The following is a 25415-nucleotide window of genomic DNA, read 5'->3' as shown; positions in this document are numbered from 1 at the left end:
GGGAGACGCTATCGGTCCCGTGCCGGACCGCGGCACCCCAGATCCTGACGAACTGCTCACGGGTGGGTCATCGACTCCACGTCGAGGGCGGCGTCGAGCTGCTCCTCGGTGACCTCGCCGCGCTCGACGTACCCCAGCGCCACCACCGTCTCGCGGATGGTCGCGCCCTCGGCGAGCGCCTTCTTCGCGATCTTCGCGGCGGCCTCGTAGCCGACGTACTTGTTGAGCGGGGTGACCACCGACGGCGACGACTCGGCGTAGCGGCGCATGCGGTCGGCGTCGGCGGTGATGCCGTCGACGCAGCGCTGCGCGAGCAGGACCGTGGAGGTCGAGAGCAGACGGATCGACTCCAGCACGTTGCGCGCCATCACCGGCAGCATCACGTTGAGCTCGAAGTTGCCGGAGAGCCCGGCCACCGTCATCGCGGCGTCGTTGCCGATCACCTGGGCGCTCACCATGAGGGTGGCCTCGGGGAGCACGGGGTTCACCTTGCCCGGCATGATCGAGCTGCCCGGCTGCAGGTCGGGGAGGTGGATCTCGGCGAGGCCGGTCGTGGGGCCCGAGCTCATCCAGCGCAGGTCGTTGCAGATCTTCGTGAGGCCGACGGCGATCGTGCGGAGCACGCCCGACAGCTCGACGAGGGAGTCGCGCGAGCCCTGTGCCTCGAAGTGGTTGCGGGCCTCGGTGAACGGCTGGCCGGTGGTCTCGGCCAGCACCTCGATCGCCGCGGCCGCGAACCCGGGCGGGGTGTTGATACCGGTGCCGACGGCGGTGCCGCCGAGCGGCAGCTCCCGGACGCGGGGCAGCACGGCCTCGAGGCGCTCCGCGCCGTACCGGATCGTCGCGGCGTAGCCGCCGAACTCCTGGCCGAGCATCACGGGGGTGGCGTCCATGAGGTGCGTGCGGCCCGACTTCACGAGGCCGGCGAACTCCTCGGCCTTGCCCTCGAGCGAGGTGGCGAGCACGTCGAGCGCGGGGAGCAGGTCGTCGACGACTGCGAGGGTGGCGGCGACGTGGATCGACGTGGGGAAGACGTCGTTGCTCGACTGGCTGGCGTTGACGTGGTCGTTGGGGTGCACCTCGGTGCCGGCCGCGGCGGCCAGCGAGGCGACGACCTCGTTGGTGTTCATGTTCGAGCTGGTGCCCGACCCCGTCTGGAAGACGTCGAGCGGGAAGTGCTCGTCGACCTCGCCGGCGGCGATCGTGGCGCACGCGGCGCGGATCGCGTCGGCGCGCTCGGCGCTCAGCACCTCGAGGTCGGCGTTCACGGTGGCGGCGGCCGACTTCACGAGCGCCAGCGCCTGGATGTGACGGCGCTCGAGCGTGCCGCCGGAGATCGGGAAGTTCTCGATCGCGCGCTGCGTCTGCGCCCGCCAGAGTGCCTCGCGAGGCACCTGGACCTCGCCCATGGAGTCGTGCTCGATGCGGAAGTCGTCCTCGTTGACCATGCTGGTGAGGCTACCCTCACCTCGGTCAGGCGCCCCGGAGCCTCCGGTGGTCGGGCAGGGCGCGGGCGCCGGCGCCCAGGAGACCGACGGCTACGACGAGGCCGAGGGCCCACGGCAGCGGCTGGCCGGGTGCGCTGCCCCGGACGAGCGGGAGCCCGTCGACCGTCGAGGCGCCCTCGGCGACCCAGACGTCGATGACACGCTCGGGGAGGTAGACCTCGCAGGCGCGCAGCAGGCCGTCACGGGGCTCGCCGTCCTCCTGCCAGGTCACGAGGTACTCCCACCGCGGGGCCGGTTGGCGTCGCCCGCAGCGGCGCGTCGGGGCGTCCGTGCGCTCGACGACCGTCGCCGTGACGCGCTCGGAGCCTCCGAGGGTGTGGGCGCGGTTGTCGGCGTTGACGGCCAGGCCGAGGAGCCCGATCAGCACGACGAGCACGAGGGTGCCGGCGGCGAACAGCACGAAGTCCGTGAGCAGGTGGCGCAGCCGGATCGGTGGGGTCGTCGCCGGTGGCTCGCTCACCGGCGGACTCACCGGTGGGCTCATCGGTGGGCTCATCGGTGGGCCAGGTGCAGCCAGTAGTCGCCGACGCGCCCGTGCCCGGGCGCCGCCACCGCGCGGGCCTCGGCGTCGCCGAAGACCGAGCGCAGGGCGTCCTCCAGCGCGGGGGAGCGGGTGGCCGACCAGACGACCACGACGCCGCCGGGGGCGAGCGTCCGTCGTACGTCGCTCAGGGCCGGCGCCGCGTAGAGCGGCGCGTTGATGTCGAGCACGAGGTTGTCGGGGCCGTTGTCGACGTCGAGGAGCACGAGGTCGTACGACGCGTCGGGCGCCTCGGCGAGCGCCACGGCCACGTCGGCCTCGACCACGGCCAGGCGCGGATCGGCGAGGAGCGCCGGACCGTGCGGGACGGTGCCGTCGCCCATCCAGGCGACGAGGGCGGGCTCGATCTCGACGACGTCGAGCCGCTCGACCCGGGGGTCGGCCAGGACCTCCCGGGCGGTGAAGCCGAGACCCAATCCGCCGACCAGCACGCGTCCGGGGGTGTCGACCACCTCGAGCGCGGCCTGCGCCAGGAGCCGCTCGCTGGTGGTCTCGACGGTGTCCATCACGAAGACGCCGTTGACGCGGAGCTCGAGGCTCGGCGCCCGTGTCGGGTCGGCGGCCGGCCGGGACTGGAGCACCACCTCGCCGCGGGGGGAGACGGCGCGGGCGACCTCGACGGGGATGTCCACCCGCAGGAGGCTAGGGCATCGCCCGTCGTGTCCCTCGCGACGACTCCTGCGGTGCTGTTGCGTCCGGGTGCGTGTCCTGACCCGTGTGCAGCAGCTCGGACACCGCGTCACACGTGGGGCGGCTCACCTTGGCTCCAGCCCGAGCCCCGCTACGCTCGGCGGTTGAAACGTCAACCTATCTCGGAGGTTCCCGTGCTCCACCGTCTCGTCTCCCCGCTCCCCGCCGCCGTCACCGACGTCGTGCTGCTCGTCGTCCGTGTCGGTCTCGGCGTCGTGCTCGTCGCCCACGGCTGGCAGAAGGTCCACACCAACGGTCTCGAGGCCACGCGCGCCGGCTTCGACGGCATGGGCGTGCCGTTCGCCGACGTCGCGGCCCCCCTCACCGCCGGTATCGAGCTCGTCGGCGGCGCGCTCCTCGTGGTCGGTCTGCTCACCCCGGTGGTCGGCGTGCTCGTCGCCCTCGTGATGCTCGGCGCCTACTGGTTCACGCACCGCGGGGCCGGTCTCTTCGCCGCCGAGGGCGGCTGGGAGCTGGTGGGCGTCATCGGGCTCCTGGCCCTCGCGCTCACGGCCGTCGGCCCCGGCCGCCTCTCCGCCGACGCGGCCCTCGGGTCGCGCTCGCGCACCGCCGCGCGGACGCCCGCCTCCACGGGCGTCTGACACGATCGGGGAGTGCCCCCGTCGCTCCCCGCTCCACTTCCCGCCGCCCGCGCCGCCGCCCTCCGCGCGGCGCCGTGGACCTACGCGCAGGTGGGCCTCACCCTGGCCCACCTGCGCGACGGCGCACCGCTCCCGGAGCGGCACCACCAGCTCGACCGCAGCCGCCCGCTCGGGTACGGCGCGGCGACGTACGGGCGGGCCGTCGAGGACCTCTTCACCTGGCAGGTGCAGCGCCGCGCGGGGCTCGACGTCCGCGCGGACGCCCGGGCCGACGAGCCGGGGGCGGTCGCGCTCCTGACCATCGGCCCGTGGCCGTTCGTCGTCCGGGCGCCGGTACGGGTCGTCGACGTGCTCGCCGAGCCGACCCGCGCGGGGTTCTCCTACGGCACGCTGCCCGGCCACCCGGAGCGTGGCGAGGAGTCGTTCGTGGTCTCGATCGACGACGCGGGCGCCGTGCGCCTCACCGTCACCGCCTTCTCCCGCGGCGGACCCTGGTGGGCGCGCCTCGGGGCGCCGGTCGCGTCGTACGTGCAGAAGCGCACCACCGACCGCTACCTGGCGGCGCTGGTCACGCCGGTCACTCCTTCGACCGCACCCTGATCCCGGTCAGCGGCACCGTGACGGTGCCCGAGGGGTCGGTGAAGAAGTCGTTGCCCTGGTCGTCGACCACGATGAACGCGGGGAAGTCCTCGACCTCGATCTTCCAGACCGCCTCCATGCCGAGCTCGGCGTACTCGAGCACCTCCTGGCTCTTGATGCAGTCCTGCGCCAGCCGGGCCGCGGGGCCGCCGATCGAGCCGAGGTAGAACCCGCCGTACGTCTGGCACGCCTCGGTCACCTGCTTGCTGCGGTTGCCCTTCGCGAGCATCACCATCGAGCCGCCGGCGGCCTGGAACGCCTTGACGTAGGAGTCCATCCGCCCGGCCGTGGTGGGCCCGAACGAGCCCGACGCCATGCCCTCGGGCGTCTTGGCGGGGCCGGCGTAGTAGACCGGGTGGTTCTTCAGGTAGTCCGGCATCTCCTCGCCGGCGTCGAGCCGCTCCTGGATCTTCGCGTGCGCGATGTCGCGCGCGACCACGAGCGGGCCGGTGAGCGAGAGCCGCGTCTTCACGGGGTGCTGGCGCAGCTCGGCGAGGATGTCGGCCATCGGCTGGTTGAGGTCGACGTTCACGACCTCGCCGCCCTGGATGAGGTGCTCGACCTCGGTGTCGGGCAGGTAGCGGGCGGGGTCCGTCTCGAGCTGCTCGAGGAAGACACCCTCGGGCGTGATCTTGCCGAGCGCCTGGCGGTCGGCGGAGCACGAGACCGCGATCGCCACGGGGCAGGAGGCACCGTGGCGCGGCAGGCGCACGACGCGCACGTCGTGGCAGAAGTACTTGCCGCCGAACTGCGCGCCGATGCCGAACTCCTGCGTCAGCTTGAAGACGTCCTCCTCGAGCTCGAGGTCGCGGAAGCCGTGCGCGCTCATCGAGCCCTCGGTGGGCAGGTCGTCGAGGTAGTGCGCGCTCGCGTACTTGGCCGTCTTGAGAGCGAACTCCGCGCTCGTGCCGCCGATGACGACCGCGAGGTGGTACGGCGGGCAGGCCGCCGTGCCGAGCGAGCGGATCTTCTCGTCGAGGAACTCGAGCAGGCGCTTCGGGTTGAGGATCGCCTTCGTCTCCTGGAAGAGGAAGGACTTGTTGGCCGAGCCGCCGCCCTTGGCCATGAAGAGGAACTTGTACTCCGGCTTCCCCGACGTCTGCGGCGTCGAGTAGAGCTCGATCTGCGCCGGCAGGTTGGTGCCGGTGTTCTTCTCCTCGTACGTCGTGAGCGGCGCCAGCTGGCTGTAGCGCAGGTTGAGCCTGGCGTAGGCGTCGTACACGCCCGCACTGATCGCCTCGCCGTCGTCGATGCCGGTCAGGACGCCCTCGGACTTCTTGCCCATGACGATCGCCGTGCCCGTGTCCTGGCACATCGGCAGCACGCCGCCGGCCGAGATGTTGACGTTCTTCAGCAGGTCGAGCGCCACGAAGCGGTCGTTGCCGCTGGCCTCGGGGTCGTCGATGATCTTGCGCAGCTGCGCGAGGTGGGCGGGCCGCAGGTAGTGGGCGATGTCGTGCATCGCCTCCGCCGTGAGGGTCCGGATGGCCTCGGGCGTGACCTTGAGGAACTGCTGCCCGTCGACCTCGAAGGTCGAGACGCCCTCGGTCGTCACCATGCGGTACGGCGTGGTGTCGGGCCCGATCGGGAGCAGGTCGGAGTAGCGGAAGTCGTCGGCTGGCGTGCTCACGACCACGCACGCTAGACCCCCGCTGTGACGCACGACTCGCTTAGGCAAGCCTTCCTCGCGGGGCGGGTTGTCCTCGTCGGCCCGGCCGCGCTACGGTCCCCGCATCCACCACGGGAGTCCATGGCAATGGGCTGAGATGGGGCTGTAGCCGCCCCGACCGTCGAACCTGATCCGGATCATGCCGGCGCAGGAAGCGAGGAGCGTGCTTCATGTCTGCTGTTGTCCCACGGCTCTGGTGCCTGGTCGACGCCACCGACGACCTCACCCTGCTGACCCGCCTCGCCGAGGTCGGCGTCGGCGGCTTCCAGGTGCGCGCCAAGCGCGCCACCACCGCCGAGCTGCTGCGGCTCACCCGCGTCGTGCTCGCGTCCGTGCGTCCGTGCGGCGCCCGGGTCGTGGTGGACGACCGGCTCGACGTCGCGCTGGCGGCGGGGGCCGACGGCGTCCACCTCGGGGCCGACGACCTGCCCGTTCACGACGCGCGCGCCCTGGCCGACGCGTCCGGGGCCTCGGCGGCCGACGGCACCCGGTTCCTCGTCGGTGGCACCTGCCGCGACCGCGCCCAGGTGGAGGCCGCCCGCGACGCCGGCGCCGACTACGTCGGGTTCGGCCCCGTGCGCGCGACGACCTCGAAGACGGGGCTACCGGACCCCCTCGGCGTCGAGGCGGTCGCCCGCGCCGCCGGGGTGCTGCCCCTCGTGGCGATCGGTGGCCTCGACGTGACGACGGTGCCCGCGGTGCGCGCCGCCGGGGCGCACGGGGTCGCGGTGATCGGCGCCATCTGGCGACCACCGGACCCCCTGGCCGCAGCGGAGGCGCTCGTCCGGGCGGTGTGAGCCGTGGGAGCACGGGTGCTCGTCCGCGGCGCCGGGATCGTCGGGCTCGCCGTCGCCGACGCCCTCGTGTCGGCCGGCCACGACGTCACCGTCGTCGACCGCGCGCCGGGGAGCGGGGCGTCGTACGCCGCCGCCGGGATGCTGAGCCCGAGCAGCGAGGTCTGGTACGGCGAGGAGGCCCTCCTCGACCTCGGCCTGCGGAGCCTGGCGCTGTGGCCCGCGTTCGCCGCCGGGCTCGGCGTGCCGCTGCACACCCGCGGCACGCTGCTCGTCGGGCACGACCGGGGTGACCTCCAGCAGGTCGAGCGGCAGGTGGAGCTGCTGGCCGGCCGCGGTCGCGCGGTGGACCTCCTGACGTCGCACGAGGTGCGCCGGTGCGAGCCCACGCTCGGCCGGGTGTCCGGCGGCGCCGTGCTGCCCGACGACCAGGCGGTCGACCCCCGGGCCGTCGTGTCCGCGCTGCGCGAGCGCCTCGGCAGCCGGGTGGTCCCACGGGTGCTGGACGGACCCGCCGACGTCGAGGTCGTCGCGACCGGGTCGCGGCTGCCCGCGCCGTGGGCCCACCTCGTGCGTGGCGTGCGCGGCGAGATCCTGCGCGTGCGCACCGACGACCCGCCGGCGCACGTGGTGCGGGGCTGGGTGCGGGGCGACCCGGCGTACGTCGTGCCCCGCACGCCCGGTGGGGGCGGCCCCGTCGAGGTCGTCGTCGGGGCGACCAGCGAGGAGCACGACGGCCCGCCCGTGGCGACCGTCGGCGGCGTCGCCCGGCTGCTCGAGGCGGCCCGCACGCTCCTGCCCGGCCTCGACCGCGCCGAGCTCGTCGAGGTGACCGCCCGGGACCGCCCGGCGACCGCCGACCACCTGCCGATCGTCGGCCCCGCACCCGTTGACGACAACACCCGGCCGGTCGTGCTCGCCGCCGGCCACTTCCGCCACGGCGTCCTGCTCGCGCCGCTCACCGCGGCGCTCGTCGTCGCGCACCTCGCCTCCGGCGCGGTCGACCCGGCACTCGACCCCCGACGTGCCGCCCTGCGCGGCCCCGCCCCGACCCCCGACCCGACCCCCGACCCGACCGACGAGGAGACCCACCGATGAGCGCACCGCCCGTCCTGCGGCTGACCGTGAACGGCGAGCCCGCCCGGGTCGACGCCGACGCCCGCACCGGCCCGCCGACCCTGGCCGACCTCGTCTCCGCGCGCGTGGGCGCGGTCGAGGGCCATGCGGTGGCGCTGAACGGCACCGTCGTGCGCCGTTCCGCGCTCGCCACCACCCCGCTCGCCGACGGCGACGAGGTCGAGATCGTGACGGCGGTGCAGGGCGGATGAGCACTCCTCTCACGATCGCCGGCACCGCTCTCGCCTCGCGGCTGCTGCTCGGCACCGGCGGGCTGCCCAGCCCCGCCCTGCTCGAGCCGGTGCTCGACGCGGCGCGACCCGGCCTGGTGACGGTGAGCGTGCGCCGTACGTCGGGCAGCGGCGCGAGCGGGCTGCTCGCCACCCTGCGGCGCCGCGGCGAGCGGGTCCTGCCCAACACGGCCGGCTGCCTCTCGGCGCGGGAGGCGGTGCTCACCGCCGAGCTCGCCCGGGAGGCGCTCGCCACCGACTGGGTGAAGCTCGAGGTGGTCGGCGACGAGAGCTCGCTGCTGCCCGACGTCGTCGAGCTGGTCGAGGCGGCCGAGCGGCTGGTGGGGCGGGGCTTCGTCGTGCTGCCCTACACGACGGCGGACCCCGTCGTCGCCCGGCGGCTCGTCGACGTCGGCTGCGCCGCCGTGATGCCGCTGGGGTCGCCCATCGGCTCGGGTCTCGGGGTGCTCGACCCGCACGCGGTCGAGCAGCTCGTCGCCGCGGTCGACGGCGTGGTGCCGGTGGTGCTCGACGCCGGGGTCGGTACGGCGAGCGACGCCGCGCTGGCGCTCGAGCTCGGCTGCGACGCCGTGCTGGCCGCGACCGCCGTCACCCGCGCCGCGGACCCGGTCGCGATGGCGACGGCCCTGCGTCTGGGCGTCGAGGCCGGGCACGCCGCCCGGCACGCGGGTCGGATCCCGCGCCGCACGACGGCGCGCGCGTCCAGCCCGCTCGCCGGACGGGTGCGGGTCCCGTGAGCGGGCCGCTGGTGCTGCTGACCGACCGGTCGCAGCTGCGGCTGGGCCGGGGGCTGGTGCGCACCGTGGCCGAGTGCGCCGCGGCGGGCCTGACGACGGTGGTGGTGCGCGAGCACGACCTCGGGCCCGTCGCCCGGGAGGCGCTGGTCGCTCGGCTGGCCCGGGTCGACGGGCTCACGGTGCTCTCCTCGCGGCTCCCGTCCCTCGCCGCGCACGGCGTGCACCTGGCGGCCCACCAGCCGGCCCCCGAGGGTCGACCGCCGGCGGGACGGTCGTGCCACGACGTCGCCGAGGTGGTGGCCGCCGTGGCCGAGCGTGCGTCGTACGTGACGCTGTCGCCCTTCGCCGCCACCGCGAGCAAGCCCGGCCACGGGCCGGCCCTGCCGCCCGCGACGTACGCCGCCGCCCGCAGGGCCACCGCCGGCTCCGGCACGCGCGTCCTGGCCCTCGGCGGCGTCGGGCCGACCGAGGTCGGCCCCGCCCTCGCGGCGGGTGCGCACGGCGTGGCCGTCATGGGTGCCGTCATGCGTGCGGCCGACCCGGCCGACGTAGTACGACGCCTGCTGGACGCCCTCGCCGCCGGCCCGTGCGCCACCGGTGGTGCCGCGTGAACCCGCCGGTCGTGCTCACCGTCGCGGGCACGGACTCCGGGGGAGCGGCCGGCGTCGCCGCCGACCTCACCACCCTCGCGGCCCACGACGTGCACGGTGCCTGCGTCGTCACCGCGGTCACCGCCCAGGACACGACGGGCGTGCGCCTCGTGCACGCCGTGCCGCCCGACGTGCTCGCCGCCCAGGTCGACGCGGTGCTCGACGACCTGCCGCTCGCCGCGGTGAAGACCGGCATGCTCGGGTCGCGCGCCGCCGCCGAGCTGGTCGCCGAGCGTCTCGCCGCCCGGCCGGGTCGCCCGCTCGTGGTCGACCCCGTGCTCGTCGCCACGAGCGGCTCGGTGCTCGGCGGCGCCGACGTCGTGGCGGCGTACGTCGAGTGCCTGCTGCCGCGGGCCACCGTCGTCACGCCCAACGGTGACGAGGCCCGCGCGCTGCTGCACCGCGCGGCCGACGACCCGACGCCGGCCCGGGAGCTCGCGGGGAGGCTCGCGTCGTACGGGTGCGCGGTGCTCCTGACCGGGGGACCCGCGCCGGGGGAGAGCCCCCGCACCTGCGTCGACTGGCTCGCCCGGCCCGGTGAGGAGCCGGTCGCCCTGCCGCACCCGGCCGTCGACACCGCCAACGACCACGGCACCGGCTGCACCCACGCCGCCGCCCTCGCCGCGCGCCTCGCCCACGGCGTCGACCTCGAGCGGGCCGCAGCCGACGCGGCGTGCTGGACCACGGGCCAGCTCCGCCGTTCCCGCTCCTGGACCCTCGGCCGCGGCCGGGGCCCCGTCGCCCACACGATCCCCACCGCATCCACGCCAGCCACCACCGGAGGAACCCCATGACCGTCCACCCCGCCCACTCCCGGGTGCTGCTCGCGCCCCACGACGTGCCGGTCACCCGCGTCGCGCTCACCAACGGCGAGACCTTCGACCGCTACTGCACCGAGGGTCCCGGCAGCGACCCCGAGGTCGGCCTGCCGCCGCTGCGCGCGGGGTGGGTGGCCGAGCGGGGCGACACGACGACGTACGACGGCCGCGAGGTCCAGCTGCTCGACAACGGCCGCTCGGCCGTCCGGCGCGGCGCCGCCGCGGGGGAGTGGCGCGGGGAGCAGCGACCGCCGCGCCGGGCGGTCGAGGGACGCACGGTGACGCAGCTGCACTACGCGCGCCAGGGCGTCGTGACGCCCGAGATGCGGTTCGTCGCCGCGCGGGAGCGGTGCGACGTCGAGCTGGTGCGCAGCGAGGTCGCCGCCGGCCGCGCGATCATCCCGGTCAACGTGAACCACCCGGAGGTCGAGCCGATGATCATCGGCCGCCGCTTCCTCGTGAAGGTCAACGCCAACATCGGCAACTCCGCCGTGACGTCGTCGATCGCCGAGGAGGTCGACAAGCTGACGTGGGCCGTCACGTGGGGCGCCGACACGGTCATGGACCTCTCGACGGGCGACGACATCCACACCACCCGCGAGTGGATCGTGCGCAACTCGCCCGTGCCCATCGGCACCGTGCCGATCTACCAGGCGCTGGAGAAGGTCGACGGCCAGGCCGACCGGCTGACCTGGGAGGTCTACCGCGACACCGTCGTCGAGCAGTGCGAGCAGGGCGTCGACTACATGACGGTGCACGCCGGTGTGCTGCTGCGCCACGTGCCGCTCACCGCCCGCCGGGTGACCGGCATCGTCTCGCGGGGCGGCTCGATCATGGCAGGCTGGTGCCTGGCCCACCACGAGGAGAACTTCCTCTACACGCACTTCGACGAGCTGTGCGAGATCTTCGCGGCGTACGACGTCAGCGTCAGCCTGGGCGACGGCCTGCGGCCCGGCTCGGTCGCCGACGCGAACGACGAGGCGCAGCTCGCCGAGCTGCGCACGCTGGCCGAGCTGACCACCCGCGCGTGGGAGCACGACGTACAGGTGATGGTGGAGGGGCCCGGCCACGTGCCGCTGGACCTGGTCGAGGAGAACGTGCGGCTCCAGCAGGACTGGTGCCACGGTGCGCCGTTCTACACGCTCGGCCCGCTCGCCACCGACGTGGCGCCCGGCTACGACCACATCACCTCGGCGATCGGTGCCGCCACGATCGCGATGCACGGCACGGCGATGCTCTGCTACGTCACGCCCAAGGAGCACCTCGGGCTGCCGGACCGCGACGACGTCAAGACCGGCGTCATCACCTACAAGCTCTCGGCGCACGCCGCCGACGTCGCCAAGGGCCACCCGTTCGCCCGCGAGTGGGACGACGCGCTCTCGCGGGCGCGCTTCGAGTTCCGGTGGCGCGACCAGTTCGCCCTCTCGCTGGACCCCCACACCGCGGAGTCGTTCCACGACGAGACGCTGCCCGCCGAGGGCGCCAAGACCGCGCACTTCTGCTCGATGTGCGGGCCGAAGTTCTGCTCGATGCGCATCAGCCAGGACGTGCGGGACCGCTTCGGCGCCGACCTGGAGGTCGAGCGGGACGTCTCTCGGGGGATGGAGGAGAAGTCGGCGGAGTTCCTCGAGCTGGGCGGCACGGTGTACGTCGACCCGGCCGACGTCACGGGTGAGGACCGGCGAGCCGGCTGAGGCCCGCCGACGCCGACGCCGTCACCAGTCGACCGGCCCCGGGTACGCCAGGACGAGGAGCGTGCCCGGGGCCAGGAAGACGGCGGCGGCGACGAGCCACCAGCGGCCGAGCCGGGCGTCCCAGAGCGCCAGGGCGAGGGCGCCGTTGACGACGGCGCCCACGACGAGGGCGAGGAGACCGACGACGTAGCCGGCGAGGATCTCGTCGCCCGGGCTCGTCGACCCCGCCGTCCGGCCGGTGAGGTGGTCGACCGCCGTGCCGAGGCCGAGGGAGACGGGAACGGCGCACGCCACGCCCGCGACCACGTTCACCGCGGCCGCGACGCCGAGGCCGGCGAGCCGGACCGGCACGGCGCGTGCCCGCCCCGGGGGCGCCGGGGGCGCGGTCGAGGTGTCCGGTGCCATGCGTGCCCCTTCCGCCGCCCGCGCGCCGCGGTGGTCGTCGAGCGGCCAGCCTAGGGCCGGAGCCGGCGACGCGGGGCCACCATCGGGCGTCGTTCGCGACTTTCGTCGGTGGGGCGGGTCGGTCGGGCGCTCTAGGCTGGGGGCCATGACCGATCCGTCGCAGCTGCGCATCTCCGACGCCGACCGCCACCGGGTCACCGAGCTGCTCCGCGACGCCGCCGGCGAGGGCCGGCTCGACATGGACGAGCTCGACGAGCGCATCGAGGCCACCTACTCCGCCAAGATCTACGCCGACCTCGTGCCGCTCGTGGCCGACATCCCCGGCGAGGCGCCGACCCCGGGCGGTCTGGCCGTGCCCGGCCCGTCCGGCATGGCGTCGGCGCCCCGGGTGCCGCTCCACAAGCCGGCGTCGGGCCACGTCGTGCCCGCCACGCCGTACGAGTCGAGCTACGCCGTCATGAGCGGCGTCCAGCGCAAGGGCGTCTGGCAGGTCGGTCCGACCCACAACGCCTTCGCGATGATGGGCGGCGTCGAGATCGACCTCCGCGAGGCGCAGTTCACCACCCACGAGGTCGTCATCAACGCCAGCGCGATCATGGGCGGCGTCGACATCACGGTGAACGCGTGGACGCACGTCGTCGTCGAGGGCATGGGCATCATGGGCGGCTTCGAGCAGAGCCGCGACAAGGTCGACCCGCAGTACGACGCCAGCTCGCCCGTCGTCCGGGTCAAGGGCGTCGCGCTGATGGGCGGCGTGACCGTGACGCGCAAGCCGATGCCGGGGGAGCGCAAGAAGCGGAAGCTGCTCGGCGGCTGACCCGCCCCTCCCACGGAGGTCCTCATGACGACGCACGACCGCCCGGCACCCCTCGCGGGGGCCGGGCGGTCGTCGTACGCGGGTGGTGCGGTCAGGCGTAGACCGGGATCTGGCCGGCGTTCTCGTGGTCGACCGTCAGGTTGTCGCCCGACGCCGGGTCGAAGAGGTGCATCTGCGTCGTGTCGACCCAGATCTCGGCCTCGTCGCCCTCCTTCACGCGGCTCGCCCCGTCGAGGCTGATGACCAGCTGCGTGCGCAGCGAGTCGCCGTCGAGGTCCTTCTCGAGCTGCAGCAGCTGCTCCTGGACCTCCGGCGGCGCCTCGAACGGCAGGTAGGCGTAGGTCTCGTTGCCGAGCCACTCCACCACGTCGACCTTCGCGCGGAAGGTCGAGCCGAGGTTCGCGTGGGACGTGTCGATGAGCGACGCGTCCTCGAACGCCCCCGGGCGGATGCCCGCGATGAGCAGGCCCTTGCCGGCGACGCGCTCCGCCTTGTCGGCCGGGATCTCGACCGTGCCGAAGGGCAGCTCGACCTTCGTGCCGTCGACCTTCGCCGGCAGGAAGTTCATCGGCGGGGAGCCGATGAAGCCCGCGACGAAGAGGTTGCCCGGGTTCTCGTACAGCTCGCGCGGCGACGCGAGCTGCTGGAGCAGCCCCCGCTTCAGCACGGCGACGCGGTCGCCCAGCGTCATCGCCTCGGTCTGGTCGTGGGTGACATAGACCGTGGTGATGCCCAGCTTCTTCTGCAGGCGGGCGATCTCCGTGCGCATCTGGCCACGGAGCTTGGCGTCGAGGTTCGACAGCGGCTCGTCGAAGAGGAACGCGTCGGCGTCGCGCACGATGGCGCGGCCCATCGCGACCCGCTGGCGCTGACCACCGGAGAGGTTGCCCGGCTTGCGCTCCAGGTGCTCGTCGAGCTCGAGCGTCTTCGACGCCGCGCGCACCTTCTCCTGGATCTCGGCGTCGGAGGCGCCCGCCAGCCGCAGCGGGAACGCGATGTTCTCGAAGACGGTGAGGTGGGGGTAGAGCGCGTAGTTCTGGAACACCATGGCCAGGTTGCGGTCACGGGGCGCCAGGTCGTTCACGCGCTTGCCGCCGATCATCATGTCGCCGGAGGTGATGTCCTCCAGCCCCACGATCATGCGCAGCAGCGTCGACTTCCCGCAGCCCGACGGGCCGACCAGGATCACGAACTCACCGTCCGCGATGTCGATCGACACGTCGTTCACGGCCGGGAACCCGTCGCCGTACTTCTTGACGATGTTCTTCATCTCGATGGCGGCCACGGAATCATCCCTTCACTGCGCCGGAGGTCAGTCCGGCGACGATCTTGCGCTGGAAGACCAGCACGATGACGATGATCGGGATCGTCGCGATGACGGCTCCCGCGGCCAGCAGCGATGCCGGCCGGTTGAACGGATCTGCTCCGACGAAGAACGAGAGCGACGCCGGGATCGGTCGCGCTGCCTCGGTGGAGGTCAGCGAGATGCCGAACACGAAGTCGTTCCAGGCGAAGAAGAACGTGAGGATCGCGGCGGTGAACACACCCGGTGCGGCCAGCGGCACGATCACCTTGCGGAACGCCTGCCACGACGTGGCGCCGTCCACCTGGGCCGCCTGCTCCATCTCCCACGGGATCTCGCGGAAGAACGCCGAGAGCGTCCAGATCGCGAGGGGGAGCGTGAAGGACATGTACGGGATCACGAGGCCGGCCCACGTGTCGTAGAGGCCGATGGCCCGCCACATGTCGAAGAGCGGACCGACGAGCGAGACCACGGGGAACATGGCGATCGCCAGTGCCGTGGTGAGCACGAGCTTCTTGCCCTTGAACTCGAGCCGGGCGATCGCGTACGCCGCGAGCGTCGCGATGATCACCGACAGCACCGTCGCGATGAGCGAGATGCCGATCGAGTTGAAGATCGCCCGACGGAACTGCTCGTTGTCCCAGGCCGCGACGTAGTTGTCCCAGCCGGCGAACGTGCCGTCGCCCGGGAGGAACCCGGGGTTGCCGTTGGTGATCGACTCCTGCGACTTGAAGGAGAGCGAGATGATCCAGGCGACCGGCAGCAGGCACCAGGTGAGGATCAGCAGGGCACCGACGGCGATGCCTGCCTTGCGGAGCGGGGAGTTACCCATGGATCAACCCTCCTGCCGTGCCGCGGCGAGATCGACGCGGAAGAGCTTGACGATGAGGAAGGCGATGACCAGCACCGAGAGGAACAGGAGCACCGACAGCGCCGAGCCCATGCCGATCTGGAACTGCTCGATGACCTGCCGGTAGGTCAGGAACGAGACCGACTCGGTGTTCACGGCGCCCGCCGTCATCACGAAGATGTTGTCGAAGATGCGGAAGGCGTCGAGGGCGCGGAAGAGGATCGCGACCATGATGGCGGCCCGCATGTTCGGCAGGATCACCTTCCACAGCCGCTGCCACCACGTGGCGCCGTCGACCTTCGCGGCCTCGACCATGTCCTCCGACACCTGCGCCAGACCGGCGAGCAGGAGCAGCGACATGAACGGGGTCGTCTTCCAGATCTCCGAGACGCAGATCGCGAAGAGGGCCGGGAACTGCTCGCCGAACCAGTTGAAGTTGTCCTCGACGAACGGCAGCCAGTAGTTGACGAAGCCGTTCGTGCCGCTGAAGGCGAACTGCCAGGCGAAGCCCGAGACGACGGTGATGATGCCGTACGGGATGAGGATCGAGGTGCGGATGATGCCGCGCGCGAAGACCACGCGGTGCATCACGATCGCGAACACGAAGCCGATGACGAGCTCGAAGAACACGGTGACGACCATGATCCCGACCGTCACGAGCATCGTGCGCCAGAACAGCGGGTCGCTGAGCGCCGTCACGTAGTTCTGCGCCCCGACGAACGACCGGTCGTCCGGTGCCGTGAGCGCGTAGTTCGACAGCGACAGCCAGAGGGCCTGCAGCATCGGGAACGCCGTCACGAAGAGCATGACGATGAGCGCCGGGGCCACGAGCTTCATGCCGAGCTTGTTCTCGGCGACCGCCCGGTCGCTCTGGTGCGGCTTGTCCTTCTTCTTCTCGGCCGGCGCGGGGGCCGGTGCGGTGGCGGTGCTCACAGCAGTGCCCTCCCCTGCAGGACGTCCTCGAGGAACTGGGCCGACTCCGCGGGAGTGTCCTGGTTCACGTCGAACGGCGAGTGCCAGACGCTCTGGACGGCGCCCGAGATCTGGTTGTAGAACGCGCTCTTCGGGCGGGGACCGCCCTCCTCGACGCTCTCACGGAAGAGCTCGAGCAGGGAGGCGTCGTACGCCTCCGTGAGCGCGGGGTCGTCGTACACCGAGGCCCGGGCCGGCATGAGGCCCTCGTTGACGGCGAGGTCGCGCTGGGCGTCCTCGTCCGTCACGCACTGGGCGGCCTCGAGCGCGAACTCGGGGTTCTCCGTGTAGGCGCCGACGCCGATGTTGATGCCACCGACCGGGGGCTTCGACTCCTCGTCGGCCACGGTGCGCGGGTAGCGCGCCCACGACAGGTCCTCGAACTGCTCGGCGTCGACGACCGTGTTGGTGTCGCTCGGCTCGTAGTTCTTGTAGACGAACGTCCAGTTCGTCATGAACTCGCCCGGGCTGCCCGGTCCGAACATCGCGCCCAGCGAGGTGCCCTCGCGGGAGACCGAGAGGTCGGACTGGGCGGCGCCGGAGTCGGCGAGCTGCTGGATGACGGCGGCGGCGGCGCGACCGGCCTCGGAGTCGATGTCGACCTGTGCGTCGACGCCGGCTTCGGTGTCGCTCACGATGTCGCCGCCCGCGCCCTGGATGAGCGCGTTGATCCAGACCATGTAGGCCTCGTAGCGGTCGGCCTGCACGCCGACGGTCGCGTCGTTCTGCGCGGCCGCGTCGATGACCTGCTCCCAGGTGGCGGTGCCCTCCTGGAGGGCGTCGTCGATGCCGGCGGCCTCGGCGAGCGACGTGCGGTACCAGAGCACCTGCGTGTTCGCCCACTGCGGCGCCGCGTAGATCTTGTCGTCCCAGGTGACCGTGTCGGTCGGGCCGGCGAGCACGTCGTCGTCGACGACCGCGCTCGCGACCTCCTCGGGCAGCTCCAGGAGCCACCCCGCGTTGGCGAACTCGGGCACGAAGACGGGGTCGAGGCTCATGAGGTCCGTCGTCGAGTCGTTCGCGGCGAGCCGTCGTGCCAGCTGGGTGCGCTGGTCGGTGGCGCCCGTGGGCAGCAGCTGGATCGCGATGTCGTACTCGTCCGTGCTGCAGCGCTCAGCCAGTGCGTTGAGGGTGTCCTGCCCGTCGGGGTTGATGTACCAGTTCAGTGTCGGCTTGTCGGAGCTGCTGCACGCCGACAGCGTGCTCGCGGCAAGCACGAGTGTGGCGGCGACGCCGATTCTTCGCCCAGGCCCGCGCATGTGCCACCTCCCTCTCCATTGAGTTGTGTGCTCGACAGGTCTAGACCCCGCGAGGCTCGTTTGTCCAGCATCGCGCCGGTCGAGGAAAGTTAAACCCGCAGGTCGGGGGCACTTTGGGGTGAGGTCCGGCGTGGTGGACACCGTGTACGGCGGACCGGATGGGGAGTGCCACGCAGGCCGGTGCGCGACCGGTGCGGGACCGGTGCGGGACCGGTGTCGGGGAGGGGGTCGGAGCGGGTCAGCCGGCGCGGCGCACGGAGCCCGTGATGGCGCCGACGAACCGGTCGAACAGCGCCCGCGGCAGGTCGTGGCCCATGCCGTCGACGAGCACCAGCTCGGCCCCCGGCACGGCGGCCGCGGTCGCGCGACCGCCCGAGACGTGCACCATCCGGTCGGCCTTGCCGTGCAGCACCGTCACGGGGACGGTGACCTCGCCCAGGGCACGGGTGCGGTCGGGCTGGGTGAGGATCGCGGCCATCTGACGCAGGATGCCCGAGCGGCTCACGCCCCGGCCGTGCGTCTCCTCGGCCCGGGAGCGCAGGGCGTCCTCGGCCTCTCGGTACTCCGGCGACCCGATGAGGCCGGACATCACCTGGGTGCCCGCGACGTACGACTCGAGGTCGGGCTTGTTGGGCGCCACCAGCGTGGGCAGGAGGCGCGGGTGCTGCCAGCCGACGCGACGGCGGCCCGTGGTCGACATGATCGAGGTCATCGACAGCACCCGGTCCGGGTGCTCGACGGCCACGGTCTGCACGATCATGCCGCCCATCGACACCCCGGCGAGGTGGGCCGCGGGTATCCCGAGGTGGTCGAGCAGGAGGACGGCGTCGCCGGCCAGGTCGCTCATCGTGTACGGCGTGCGCACCTTCCGGCCGAGGAACGCCTGCGCGACCGTGGCCTTCGAGACGCGCTCCGGCACCCGGGAGGAGCGGCCGACGTCGCGGTTGTCGTAGCGGATGACGCGGAGGCCCTCGAGCGCCAGCATCCGGCACAGCTCGTCGGGCCACCACGTCATGTGGCCGCCGAGGCCCATGACGAGCAGCAGCGGTGGGTCGCCGGGGTCGCCGTACGTCTGGTAGCAGAGCTCGATGTCGCCGCGCACCGGCGCGAAGAGCTCCTCGCTGCGGGGCACGGCGGCCAGCTCGGGCTCGAGGTCGGGTGGGGGCCCGCTCGGGGCGAGGCCGGCGTCCATGCCGAGGGAGGCCTCGGGCCCGGTCGCAGTGGGCGGGAGGGCGTCGTCAGACGTGGACATACCGGCCAGTATGCCTACCGGCCGGAAGCCCCGCAGCGCGGTCTGGTCCGCCGCCTCAGTGCTCGAAGTCGACGGCGGAGTAGGCCCGCAGCTTGCCGAGCTGGTGCTCGGAGGTCACCTGGCGGATCGTGCCGCTGCGCGAGCGCATGACCAGCGAGTCGGTCGTGGCGCCGCCGGCGCGGTAGCGGACGCCCTTCATCAGGTCGCCGTCGGTGATGCCGGTGGCCACGAAGAAGCAGTCGTCGCCGGTGACGAGGTCATCGGTGTGCAGCACGAAGTCGGGGTCCAGGTTGTGGCCCGCGTCGAGGGCCCGCTGGCGCTCCTCGTCGTCCGTCGGCCACAGGCGGCCCTGGATGGTGCCGCCGAGGCACTTCATCGCGCAGGCGGTGATGATGCCCTCCGGCGTGCCGCCGACGCCGAGGAGCAGGTCGACCCCGGAACCGGGTCGCGCGGCGGCGATCGCGCCGGCCACGTCGCCGTCGACGATGAACTTGATGCGGGCGCCGGCGGCGCGGATCTCGTCGGCGAGCTTCTCGTGGCGCGGACGGTCGAGCAGCACGACGGTGACGTCCTCGGCCGCGGAGCCCTTCGCCTTGGCGACCCGCGCGATGTTCTCGGCGACCGGGAGGCGGATGTCGACGACGTCGGCGGCCTCGGGACCGGTGACGAGCTTGTCCATGTAGAAGACGGCCGAGGGGTCGTACATCGAGCCGCGCGGGGAGACGGCGAGCACGGCGACCGCGTTCGACATGCCCTTGGCGGTCAGCGTCGTGCCGTCGATCGGGTCGACCGCGACGTCGCACTCGGGTCCGGTGCCGTTGCCGACGCGCTCGCCGTTGTAGAGCATCGGCGCGTCGTCCTTCTCGCCCTCGCCGATGACGACGACGCCGTTCATGCCGACGCTGGAGATCATCACGCGCATGGCGTTCACCGCGACCCCGTCGGCGCCGTTCTTGTCGCCCTTGCCGACCCAGCGGCCGGCCGCCATCGCGGCGGCCTCCGTCACGCGGACCAGCTCGAGGGCCAGGTTGCGGTCCGGCGCCTCCGGCTCGACACGCAGCTGGGTGGGCAGGTCGGTCACCACGGAGGGGTCAGTCGCCATGGGCGGATCGTAGCGGTCCCCGGCGCCACCCGGCCGGGTGCCTCAGCCGTCGGCCGTCGCCGGGTAGCGCGTCACGGCCGTCTCCTTCACGCTCGCCCACACCCGCAGCCCGGGGTGCAGGGCCAGCTCGGCGACGGCGGCGGCCGTGACGTCGGCCAGCACGGGCCGCTCGTGCGTCGTGCGCACCGCGACCCGCACCCCGTCGCCGTACGGCGTGAGCTGCTCGACGGAGCCCGACCAGCGCAGCCGCGCGGAGCCGGTCGGCTCGGCGACCGAGAGCGTGACGGCGCTGGGCCGGAAGGCGGTGAGCCGCCCGGGGGCGTCGGGCGCACGCAGCACGTTCAGCCCGACGAGGCGGGCCACGTGGTCGGTGCGGGGGTGGGCCGCGACGTCGGCCGGGGTGCCGGTCTGGGCCACGCGCCCGTCCTCGAGCACCAGCACGCGCGTGCCGAGGGTGAGCGCGTCGACCGCGTCGTGGGTGACGAGCAGGGCCACGCCGTCGTACGACGCCAGGTGCCGCGCCAGCTCGACGCGCAGCGAGGCGGCGACGCCGACGTCGAGCCCGGCGAAGGGCTCGTCGAGGAGGAGGAGGTCGGGGTCGGTCGCCAGCGCCCGCGCGACGGCGACCCGCTGCGCCTGCCCGCCCGAGAGCTGGCCGGGCCGCCGGTCGCCGAACGCGCCGACGCCGAGCCGCTCGAGCTCGGCGTCCGCCCGCTCCCGCGCCGCCGCCCGGCCGAGGCCGCGGGCGCGCAGGCCGAACGCGACGTTCTCGCGCGCGGAGAGGTGGGGGAAGAGGGCCTGGCCCTGGACGACGTACCCGACCCGTCGGTCGCGGGGGAGCACCGGCGGGTCGGTCCAGGACCGACCGCCGAGCGACACGTGCCCGCCCGGCCCCGGGTCGAGCAGGCCGGCCAGCACCCGCAGCAGCGTGGTCTTGCCGGCGCCGTTGGGCCCGACCACGGCGACCACGTCGCCGGCGTCGGCGCGGAGGTCGGCCGCCAGACGTCCCGGCACCTCGACGCGGGCATCGAGACCGCCACCCGCGCTCACGCGCTCGCCCCTGTGGTGAGCCAGCGGTTGCGGAGCGCGGCGAGCACGAGGACGGAGGAGAGCAGCAGGATCATGCTGAGCGTCCGCGCACCCTCGGGGTCGTTGACCAGGACGGTGTAGATGCGGGACGGCATCGTCTGCGTGGCGCCGGGGTAGTTGCCCGCGAACGTGACGGTGGCGCCGAACTCGCCCAGCGAGCGCGCCCAGGCGAGGACCGAGCCGGCGACCACGCCGGGCAGGGCCAGCGGGAGGGTGACGCGCCGGAACGTGGTCCAGCGGGTGGCTCCGAGACAGCTCGCCACCTCGTCGTACTGCTCCCCGGCCGTGCGCAGCGCGCCCTCGACGCTGATGACGTAGAAGGGCATCGCCACGAAGGTGTGGGCGATCACGACGGCGGTCATCGTGAACGGCAGGGTGATCCCCGTGGCGTCGCGCAGGGGCTCGCCGACCAGGCCGCTGCGGCCCAGTGCCGAGACGAGCGCGACACCCGCCACGACCGGTGGCAGCACCAGCGGCACGGTGACCAGGGCGCGCAGGAGGCCCCGGCCGCGGAAGTCGACGCGGGCCAGCACCCAGGCCAGCGGCGTGCCGAGCACGAGGCAGGTGACGACGGTCAGGCCCGACGTCAGCGCCGTGATGCGCAGTGCGTCGAGCACCTCGGGCGAGGTCAGGTTGTCGAGGAACGTCGACCACGGCGTGGCCAGGACGAGCGCGACGAGCGGGAGGACCAGGAAGACCGAGGCGAGCGCGGCGGGCACGACGAGCACCGCGGGCGGGCGGCCCAGGGTGCTCGTCGTCCTGCCCGTCACGGTGCTCAGGGGGTGCCGAACCCGGCGGTCGTCAGCACGTCCTGTCCGGTGGACGAGAGCACGTAGTCGAGGAACGCCTGCGCCAGGTCGGGGTTCTCGCTCTGGTCGAGGGTGACGATCGGGTACTCGGTGACCGCGTCGTCGGCGACGTCGTCGTCGAGCTCGACCAGGGTGACGTCGTCCGCCGCGGCGAGGGCGTCGGTGCGGTAGACGAGGCCGGCGTCGGCCTCGTCCTCGACGACCCGGGCGAGCGTGGCCTTGACGTCGCGCTCCAGGCTGGACGGCTCGTTGTCGATGTCGGCGTCGTCGAGCACCTCGGCCGCGAGGGTGCCGCAGGGGGCGGTCTCGACGCAGACGACGTAGGTGACGGCGTCGTCGTCGAGGTCGGCGAGCGTGGTGATGCCGGCGGGGTTCTCGGCGGGCGTGACGAGCACGAGGGTGTTCGTCGCGAAGACCTCGGGGTCGCTCGCCTGGACGGGCTCGGAGCGCTCCATCGAGCCGAGGTCGGCCGTGGCGAGCAGGTCGCCGGGGGCGCCCTGGGCGGCGTTGTCGGCGAGCGTGCCGGAGGAGTCGAAGACGAGGTCGATCTCGACGCCGTCGTTCTCGGCCTCGAACTGCTCGGCCAGCTCGGTGAAGGTGCCGGTGAGGCTCGCCGCGGCGAGGACGGTGATCGAGCCGTCGAGGTCGGCCCCGGCGCTCGTGCCCGCGCCGTCGCTGCCCTCGGGGTCGTCGGCGCCGCAGGCGGCGAGGGGGAGGAGGGCGAGGGTGGCGATCGCAGCGACGGTGACGCGGCGGGCCCGGAGGCGCGTGTGCATGGCGGCTCTTCTCGTGCGGAGGGTCGGGGGAGGGGCGGGTCAGGGGCGTTCGACGACGACGTTCGTGGACTTCACGGAGGCGACAGCGCGGGCGCCCGGCACGAGGCCGAGCTCGTCGGCGGCCTCGGCGCTCATGAGGGAGACGACGCGGTAGGGCCCGCAGACCATCTCGACCTGCGCCATCACGGTGTCCTTCACGACGCGCGTGACGATGCCGGGGAGGCGGTTGCGGGCGCTGACCGCGGACGCACGGGAGTCCGGCGCGTGCCCCTCGGCGCCGGCCCCGGCGTACGCCGCGAGGTCGGGGCCGTCGATGACGGTGCGGCTGCCCTCCCGCCGGGCCGGCAGTCGTCCCGCGTCGATCCAGCGTCGGACGGTGTCGTCGCTGACGCCGAGCAGCTCGGCCGCCTCGGCGACCCGGTAGGTGTCCACCGGAGCATTGTCACTCATGTGCGGCGTTCGGAGCGGATTGATTCCGCGATTGCGTGTTCTGGGATCATTTCTGGGCGGGATCGCGGATCGAGCGTCGACCGAGGTGGCGGCCGTCGGGTCGTCGTACGTCGCGAACTGCCCGACCCGACGGGACGAGCGGACCTAGGGTGACGGTCGCGGACCCGAGCCGCGCCCCGTCGGAAGGAGCCCTCGCCGTGCTGCCCACCCTCCTGGTCGCCGTGGCGATCGTGATGCACGGCAACAGGGCCGTCGCAGCATGACTCCGCCGCCCTCCGACGGCCCCAGCCCGGCCGAGCTGCGCAGGCAGGCCCGGTTGTACGCCGCGCTGGTCTCCGCGTTCGGTCGCACCGAGACGCTGCTGGCCGACCTCGCCGCCTGCGCCGACCCCGAGGAGGCCAGCCTGCTCCTGCAGCGGCAGCTGGACATCGACGAGGAGAGTGCCGGTCTCGTCCTGTCGATGCAGCTGCGCCAGTTCCCCCGCAGCCAGCAGGACAGGCTCCGGGTGGAGGCCGAGCGACGCGCTCGCGAGGCCGGGGTCGAGCCGCCGGGCGCCTGAGCCCGACGCCGACCGACCGGCAGTCGGCCCGCCGGCACGGATGGCGGCGAACGGCTCCGGATCCCGCCCCTGAGGCCGGTGGGCGGGCGGTTCGCCGCTCCCCGTGCCGGTGCTCGGCCCCGGCGACCGACCGCGGGGCGGCCCGCCGGGGGCGGGTTGAGACACTGGACCCCGTGACCGCGTCGACGCCGCCGCCCGCCGGGAAGCCCGGGCGCTACCCCCGCACGTTCAACGGCCTCATCGCCTCCATGGTGGTGATCGTGCTGGGCGTCCTCGCCTTCGTCGGGTTCCGCGCGGTGTTCCGGGCCGAGCCCACGGTCGACCTCCAGTCGGTCGACTACCTCTCGGTCGTGCGCCTGGCGCAGGACAGCGGGTTCCCGGTCGCCTACCCGCCCGAGCTCCCCGAGGAGTGGACCCCGACCTCGTCCCGGTTCGAGGGCGTCGACGGCACCGAGTGGAGCGTCGGGATCGTGGTCGGCGAGGACGACTTCGTGGGCGTCAAGGTCCGCACCGCCGACGTCGACGACACCCTCGAGAACGTGCTCCGGGAGGAGTACGAGACCGGCGACCCCGTCACCGTCGACGCCACGGACCCCGCGCTCGCGGGGGAGTGGGGCACCGCGACCCAGGGCGTCGACACCGCGCTGACCCTGCGGGTGCCGTCGCTCGGCGGCGCCACCGGTGCCGAGGGGATCACCGTGGTCGTCTACGGCTCGCTCGACGAGGACGCCCTCGCCGACGTCGCGGCCGGGCTCACGACGGAGCCCCTGCCCGCCCGCTGAGCGCGCCGCCCGGTTCATCCCCAGGCCTCGTCCACGACACCCCCGTGTCGCCGAGGTGCGTCACGGTGACGGGCATGACTTCTCGGATCATGACGATCACGGCTGCCCTGACGGCGGCCGTCGCCTCCACCGCCCTCCTCGTGCCCGCCGCCGGCGCGGCCACCGACACCGACCGCCACGGACCCGGTCACGGACCCGGTCACGGACCCGGCCACGGCCAGCGCGCCGAGCCCGAGGTCTTCGCCCACCGCGGAGCGTCCGGCTACCGGCCCGAGCACACGCTGGAGGCCTACCGCCTCGCGATCGCCCAGGGCGCCGACTCGATCGAGCCCGACCTCGTCCCGACCAGCGACGGCGTGCTCGTCGCCCGCCACGAGAACGAGATCAGCGGCACGACCGACGTCGCCGACCACCCGGAGTTCGCCGACCGCCGCACCACGAAGACCATCGACGGCGTGGCCTACACGGGCTGGTTCACCGAGGACTTCACGCTGACCGAGCTCAAGACGCTGCGGGCGAAGGAGCGGCTGCCCCAGGTCCGACCGGGCAACACGGCGTACGACGGGCTCTACGAGATCCCGACCCTCGACGAGGTCCTGACGCTCGTGCGCGACGAGTCCCGACGCCTCGGCCGCACGATCGGCGTGGCCCCCGAGACCAAGCACCCCACCTACTTCGACTCGATCGGGCTGAGCCTCGAGGAGCCGCTGGTGCGCACCCTGCACCGCCGCGGTCTCGACCACCCCCGGGACCGCGTCGTCATCCAGTCCTTCGAGACCGGCAACCTGCGCGACCTCGACCGCATGACGCGCGTGCCGCTCGCCCAGCTCGTCGACGCGGCGGGTGCGCCGTACGACCTCGTCGAGGCCGGCGACGGCCGCACCTACGCCGACCTCGTCACCCGCCAGGGCCTGCGCGAGATCTCCCGGTACGCCGACTACCTCGCTCCGGCGAAGAACCTCGTGCTGCCGCGCGACCCGGTCACCGGCGCCACCGGCGAGCCGAGCGCCGTGGTCGAGGACGCGCACCGGGCCGGCCTGCCCGTCGTCATCTGGACCCTGCGCGCCGAGAACCAGTTCATGGCGACCAACTTCCGGGTCGGCACCGACCCGAACGCGCCGGGCGACCTGTACGCCGAGTCGCTCGCGTTCCTCGACGCCGGGGTCGACGTGCTGTTCGCCGACCACCCGGACGTCGCGGTGGCCGCGCGCGACGCCTGGGTGCGGGAGAACCGGCCGGGGCGCGGCCCGGGTCGTGGCCACGGCGGCCGCTGAGGCCTCC

The 25415-nt window shown here is 73.4% G+C and carries 28 protein-coding genes and 1 riboswitch; of the genes, 13 read left to right on the top strand and 15 right to left on the bottom strand.

Annotated features, from left to right (window positions below):
- Positions 1 to 56 precede the first annotated feature (56 nt).
- The 3 genes from K329_RS0113115 to K329_RS0113105 are packed head-to-tail and all read right to left on the bottom strand — an operon-like array spanning position 57 to position 2681.
- A complete protein-coding gene (locus tag K329_RS0113115; protein WP_028473401.1) occupies positions 57 to 1448 on the bottom strand; it encodes a class II fumarate hydratase in 1392 nt (463 codons plus the stop codon).
- Positions 1449 to 1473: 25 nt separating this feature from the next.
- A complete protein-coding gene (locus K329_RS0113110; RefSeq protein ID WP_028473400.1) occupies positions 1474 to 1968 on the bottom strand; it encodes a hypothetical protein in 495 nt (164 codons plus the stop codon).
- Between the two features lie 32 nt (positions 1969 to 2000).
- A complete protein-coding gene (locus K329_RS0113105) occupies positions 2001 to 2681 on the bottom strand; it encodes a spermine/spermidine synthase domain-containing protein (protein ID WP_043643425.1) in 681 nt (226 codons plus the stop codon).
- Between the two features lie 192 nt (positions 2682 to 2873).
- Between K329_RS0113105 and K329_RS0113100 the strand changes: the two genes are divergently transcribed.
- Both K329_RS0113100 and K329_RS0113095 read left to right on the top strand, forming a co-directional pair.
- Positions 2874 to 3341: a DoxX family protein gene (locus tag K329_RS0113100; RefSeq protein WP_028473398.1), complete on the top strand. Its 468-nt coding sequence runs from the start codon at positions 2874 to 2876 to the stop codon at positions 3339 to 3341.
- 12 nt (positions 3342 to 3353) lie between these two features.
- Positions 3354 to 3941 (top strand): DUF1990 domain-containing protein, encoded by a 588-nt coding sequence (locus K329_RS0113095; protein WP_084541269.1) that lies wholly within the window; start codon positions 3354 to 3356, stop codon positions 3939 to 3941.
- Here the strand turns inward: K329_RS0113095 and K329_RS0113090 are convergent.
- The gene (locus K329_RS0113090; RefSeq protein ID WP_028473396.1) at positions 3919 to 5610 is read right to left on the bottom strand and encodes a fumarate hydratase; all 1692 of its coding nucleotides are present in this window, start codon (positions 5608 to 5610) and stop codon (positions 3919 to 3921) included. The genes K329_RS0113095 and K329_RS0113090 overlap by 23 nt on opposite strands.
- 100 nt (positions 5611 to 5710) lie before the next feature.
- A riboswitch (TPP riboswitch) is annotated at positions 5711 to 5821 on the top strand.
- On the opposite strand from K329_RS0113090, the gene K329_RS0113085 reads away from it, so the two are divergent.
- The 7 genes from K329_RS0113085 to thiC all read left to right on the top strand — a co-directional run bounded on the left by K329_RS0113085 (position 5820) and on the right by thiC (position 11709).
- Positions 5820 to 6446 (top strand): thiamine phosphate synthase, encoded by a 627-nt coding sequence (locus tag K329_RS0113085; protein ID WP_052336842.1) that lies wholly within the window; start codon positions 5820 to 5822, stop codon positions 6444 to 6446. It overlaps the preceding riboswitch by 2 nt.
- A gap of 3 nt (positions 6447 to 6449) precedes the next feature.
- The gene (locus tag K329_RS26685; protein WP_084541268.1) at positions 6450 to 7541 is read left to right on the top strand and encodes an FAD-dependent oxidoreductase; all 1092 of its coding nucleotides are present in this window, start codon (positions 6450 to 6452) and stop codon (positions 7539 to 7541) included.
- Positions 7538 to 7771 carry a sulfur carrier protein ThiS gene (gene thiS / locus K329_RS0113075; RefSeq protein ID WP_043643419.1) on the top strand — a complete coding sequence of 78 codons (234 nt, stop codon included), beginning with the start codon at positions 7538 to 7540 and terminating at the stop codon, positions 7769 to 7771. Before K329_RS26685 ends, thiS begins: the two co-directional genes overlap by 4 nt.
- A complete protein-coding gene (locus K329_RS0113070) occupies positions 7768 to 8547 on the top strand; it encodes a thiazole synthase (RefSeq protein WP_028473393.1) in 780 nt (259 codons plus the stop codon). Before thiS ends, K329_RS0113070 begins: the two co-directional genes overlap by 4 nt.
- Complete coding sequence (locus tag K329_RS26680; RefSeq protein ID WP_052336840.1) at positions 8544 to 9158, top strand: thiamine phosphate synthase; 615 nt, start codon at positions 8544 to 8546, stop codon at positions 9156 to 9158. Before K329_RS0113070 ends, K329_RS26680 begins: the two co-directional genes overlap by 4 nt.
- Positions 9155 to 9991, top strand: a complete 837-nt coding sequence (gene thiD, locus K329_RS0113060) for a bifunctional hydroxymethylpyrimidine kinase/phosphomethylpyrimidine kinase (protein ID WP_028473392.1) — start codon at positions 9155 to 9157, stop codon at positions 9989 to 9991. Before K329_RS26680 ends, thiD begins: the two co-directional genes overlap by 4 nt.
- Positions 9988 to 11709: a phosphomethylpyrimidine synthase ThiC gene (gene thiC / locus K329_RS0113055; protein ID WP_028473391.1), complete on the top strand. Its 1722-nt coding sequence runs from the start codon at positions 9988 to 9990 to the stop codon at positions 11707 to 11709. Before thiD ends, thiC begins: the two co-directional genes overlap by 4 nt.
- A 21-nt stretch (positions 11710 to 11730) precedes the next feature.
- On the opposite strand, the gene K329_RS0113050 is transcribed toward thiC, so the two are convergent.
- Positions 11731 to 12114, bottom strand: coding sequence for a hypothetical protein (locus K329_RS0113050; protein ID WP_028473390.1), 384 nt, complete (start codon positions 12112 to 12114; stop codon positions 11731 to 11733).
- A gap of 145 nt (positions 12115 to 12259) precedes the next feature.
- Between K329_RS0113050 and K329_RS0113045 the strand changes: the two genes are divergently transcribed.
- The gene (locus K329_RS0113045; RefSeq protein ID WP_028473389.1) at positions 12260 to 12931 is read left to right on the top strand and encodes a DUF1707 SHOCT-like domain-containing protein; all 672 of its coding nucleotides are present in this window, start codon (positions 12260 to 12262) and stop codon (positions 12929 to 12931) included.
- Positions 12932 to 13022: 91 nt separating this feature from the next.
- On the opposite strand, the gene K329_RS0113040 is transcribed toward K329_RS0113045, so the two are convergent.
- The 10 genes from K329_RS0113040 to K329_RS0112995 form a co-directional block, all read right to left on the bottom strand.
- On the bottom strand, positions 13023 to 14216 hold the full coding sequence (locus tag K329_RS0113040; RefSeq protein ID WP_028473388.1) for an ABC transporter ATP-binding protein: 1194 nt from the start codon (positions 14214 to 14216) through the stop codon (positions 13023 to 13025).
- Between the two features lie 4 nt (positions 14217 to 14220).
- Positions 14221 to 15066, bottom strand: coding sequence for a carbohydrate ABC transporter permease (locus tag K329_RS0113035; RefSeq protein WP_052336839.1), 846 nt, complete (start codon positions 15064 to 15066; stop codon positions 14221 to 14223).
- 3 nt (positions 15067 to 15069) lie between these two features.
- Positions 15070 to 16017: a carbohydrate ABC transporter permease gene (locus K329_RS0113030; RefSeq protein WP_028473386.1), complete on the bottom strand. Its 948-nt coding sequence runs from the start codon at positions 16015 to 16017 to the stop codon at positions 15070 to 15072.
- The gene (locus tag K329_RS0113025; protein WP_052336838.1) at positions 16014 to 17273 is read right to left on the bottom strand and encodes an extracellular solute-binding protein; all 1260 of its coding nucleotides are present in this window, start codon (positions 17271 to 17273) and stop codon (positions 16014 to 16016) included. The genes K329_RS0113030 and K329_RS0113025 overlap by 4 nt, the downstream gene beginning before the upstream one ends.
- Before the next feature lie 280 nt (positions 17274 to 17553).
- Positions 17554 to 18567, bottom strand: a complete 1014-nt coding sequence (locus K329_RS0113020) for an alpha/beta hydrolase (protein ID WP_245596549.1) — start codon at positions 18565 to 18567, stop codon at positions 17554 to 17556.
- A gap of 55 nt (positions 18568 to 18622) precedes the next feature.
- Positions 18623 to 19669 carry a class II fructose-bisphosphatase gene (gene glpX, locus K329_RS0113015; protein WP_211225848.1) on the bottom strand — a complete coding sequence of 349 codons (1047 nt, stop codon included), beginning with the start codon at positions 19667 to 19669 and terminating at the stop codon, positions 18623 to 18625.
- A gap of 42 nt (positions 19670 to 19711) precedes the next feature.
- Entirely contained in the window at positions 19712 to 20719 is a 1008-nt protein-coding gene (locus K329_RS0113010; protein WP_028473382.1) for an ABC transporter ATP-binding protein, read from the bottom strand.
- A complete protein-coding gene (locus K329_RS0113005; RefSeq protein WP_211225847.1) occupies positions 20716 to 21528 on the bottom strand; it encodes an ABC transporter permease in 813 nt (270 codons plus the stop codon). The genes K329_RS0113010 and K329_RS0113005 overlap by 4 nt, the downstream gene beginning before the upstream one ends.
- A gap of 5 nt (positions 21529 to 21533) precedes the next feature.
- A complete protein-coding gene (gene modA, locus K329_RS0113000; protein ID WP_028473380.1) occupies positions 21534 to 22343 on the bottom strand; it encodes a molybdate ABC transporter substrate-binding protein in 810 nt (269 codons plus the stop codon).
- A 39-nt stretch (positions 22344 to 22382) separates the two neighbouring features.
- A complete protein-coding gene (locus tag K329_RS0112995; protein WP_028473379.1) occupies positions 22383 to 22775 on the bottom strand; it encodes a TOBE domain-containing protein in 393 nt (130 codons plus the stop codon).
- A gap of 277 nt (positions 22776 to 23052) precedes the next feature.
- Between K329_RS0112995 and K329_RS0112985 the strand changes: the two genes are divergently transcribed.
- The 3 genes from K329_RS0112985 to K329_RS26675 all read left to right on the top strand — a co-directional run bounded on the left by K329_RS0112985 (position 23053) and on the right by K329_RS26675 (position 25408).
- A complete protein-coding gene (locus tag K329_RS0112985) occupies positions 23053 to 23352 on the top strand; it encodes a hypothetical protein (protein WP_157571717.1) in 300 nt (99 codons plus the stop codon).
- Positions 23353 to 23525: 173 nt separating this feature from the next.
- A complete protein-coding gene (locus tag K329_RS0112980; protein ID WP_028473377.1) occupies positions 23526 to 24134 on the top strand; it encodes a DUF4245 family protein in 609 nt (202 codons plus the stop codon).
- A gap of 74 nt (positions 24135 to 24208) precedes the next feature.
- Complete coding sequence (locus K329_RS26675) at positions 24209 to 25408, top strand: glycerophosphodiester phosphodiesterase (RefSeq protein WP_052336871.1); 1200 nt, start codon at positions 24209 to 24211, stop codon at positions 25406 to 25408.
- Positions 25409 to 25415 lie beyond the last annotated feature (7 nt).

The sequence above is a fragment of the Nocardioides alkalitolerans DSM 16699 genome (assembly GCF_000426525.1).
Lineage (GTDB): Bacteria > Actinomycetota > Actinomycetes > Propionibacteriales > Nocardioidaceae > Nocardioides > Nocardioides alkalitolerans.
The sequence above is the reverse complement of the archived record's forward strand: the minus strand, read 5'-3'. Positions and strand labels throughout refer to the sequence as shown.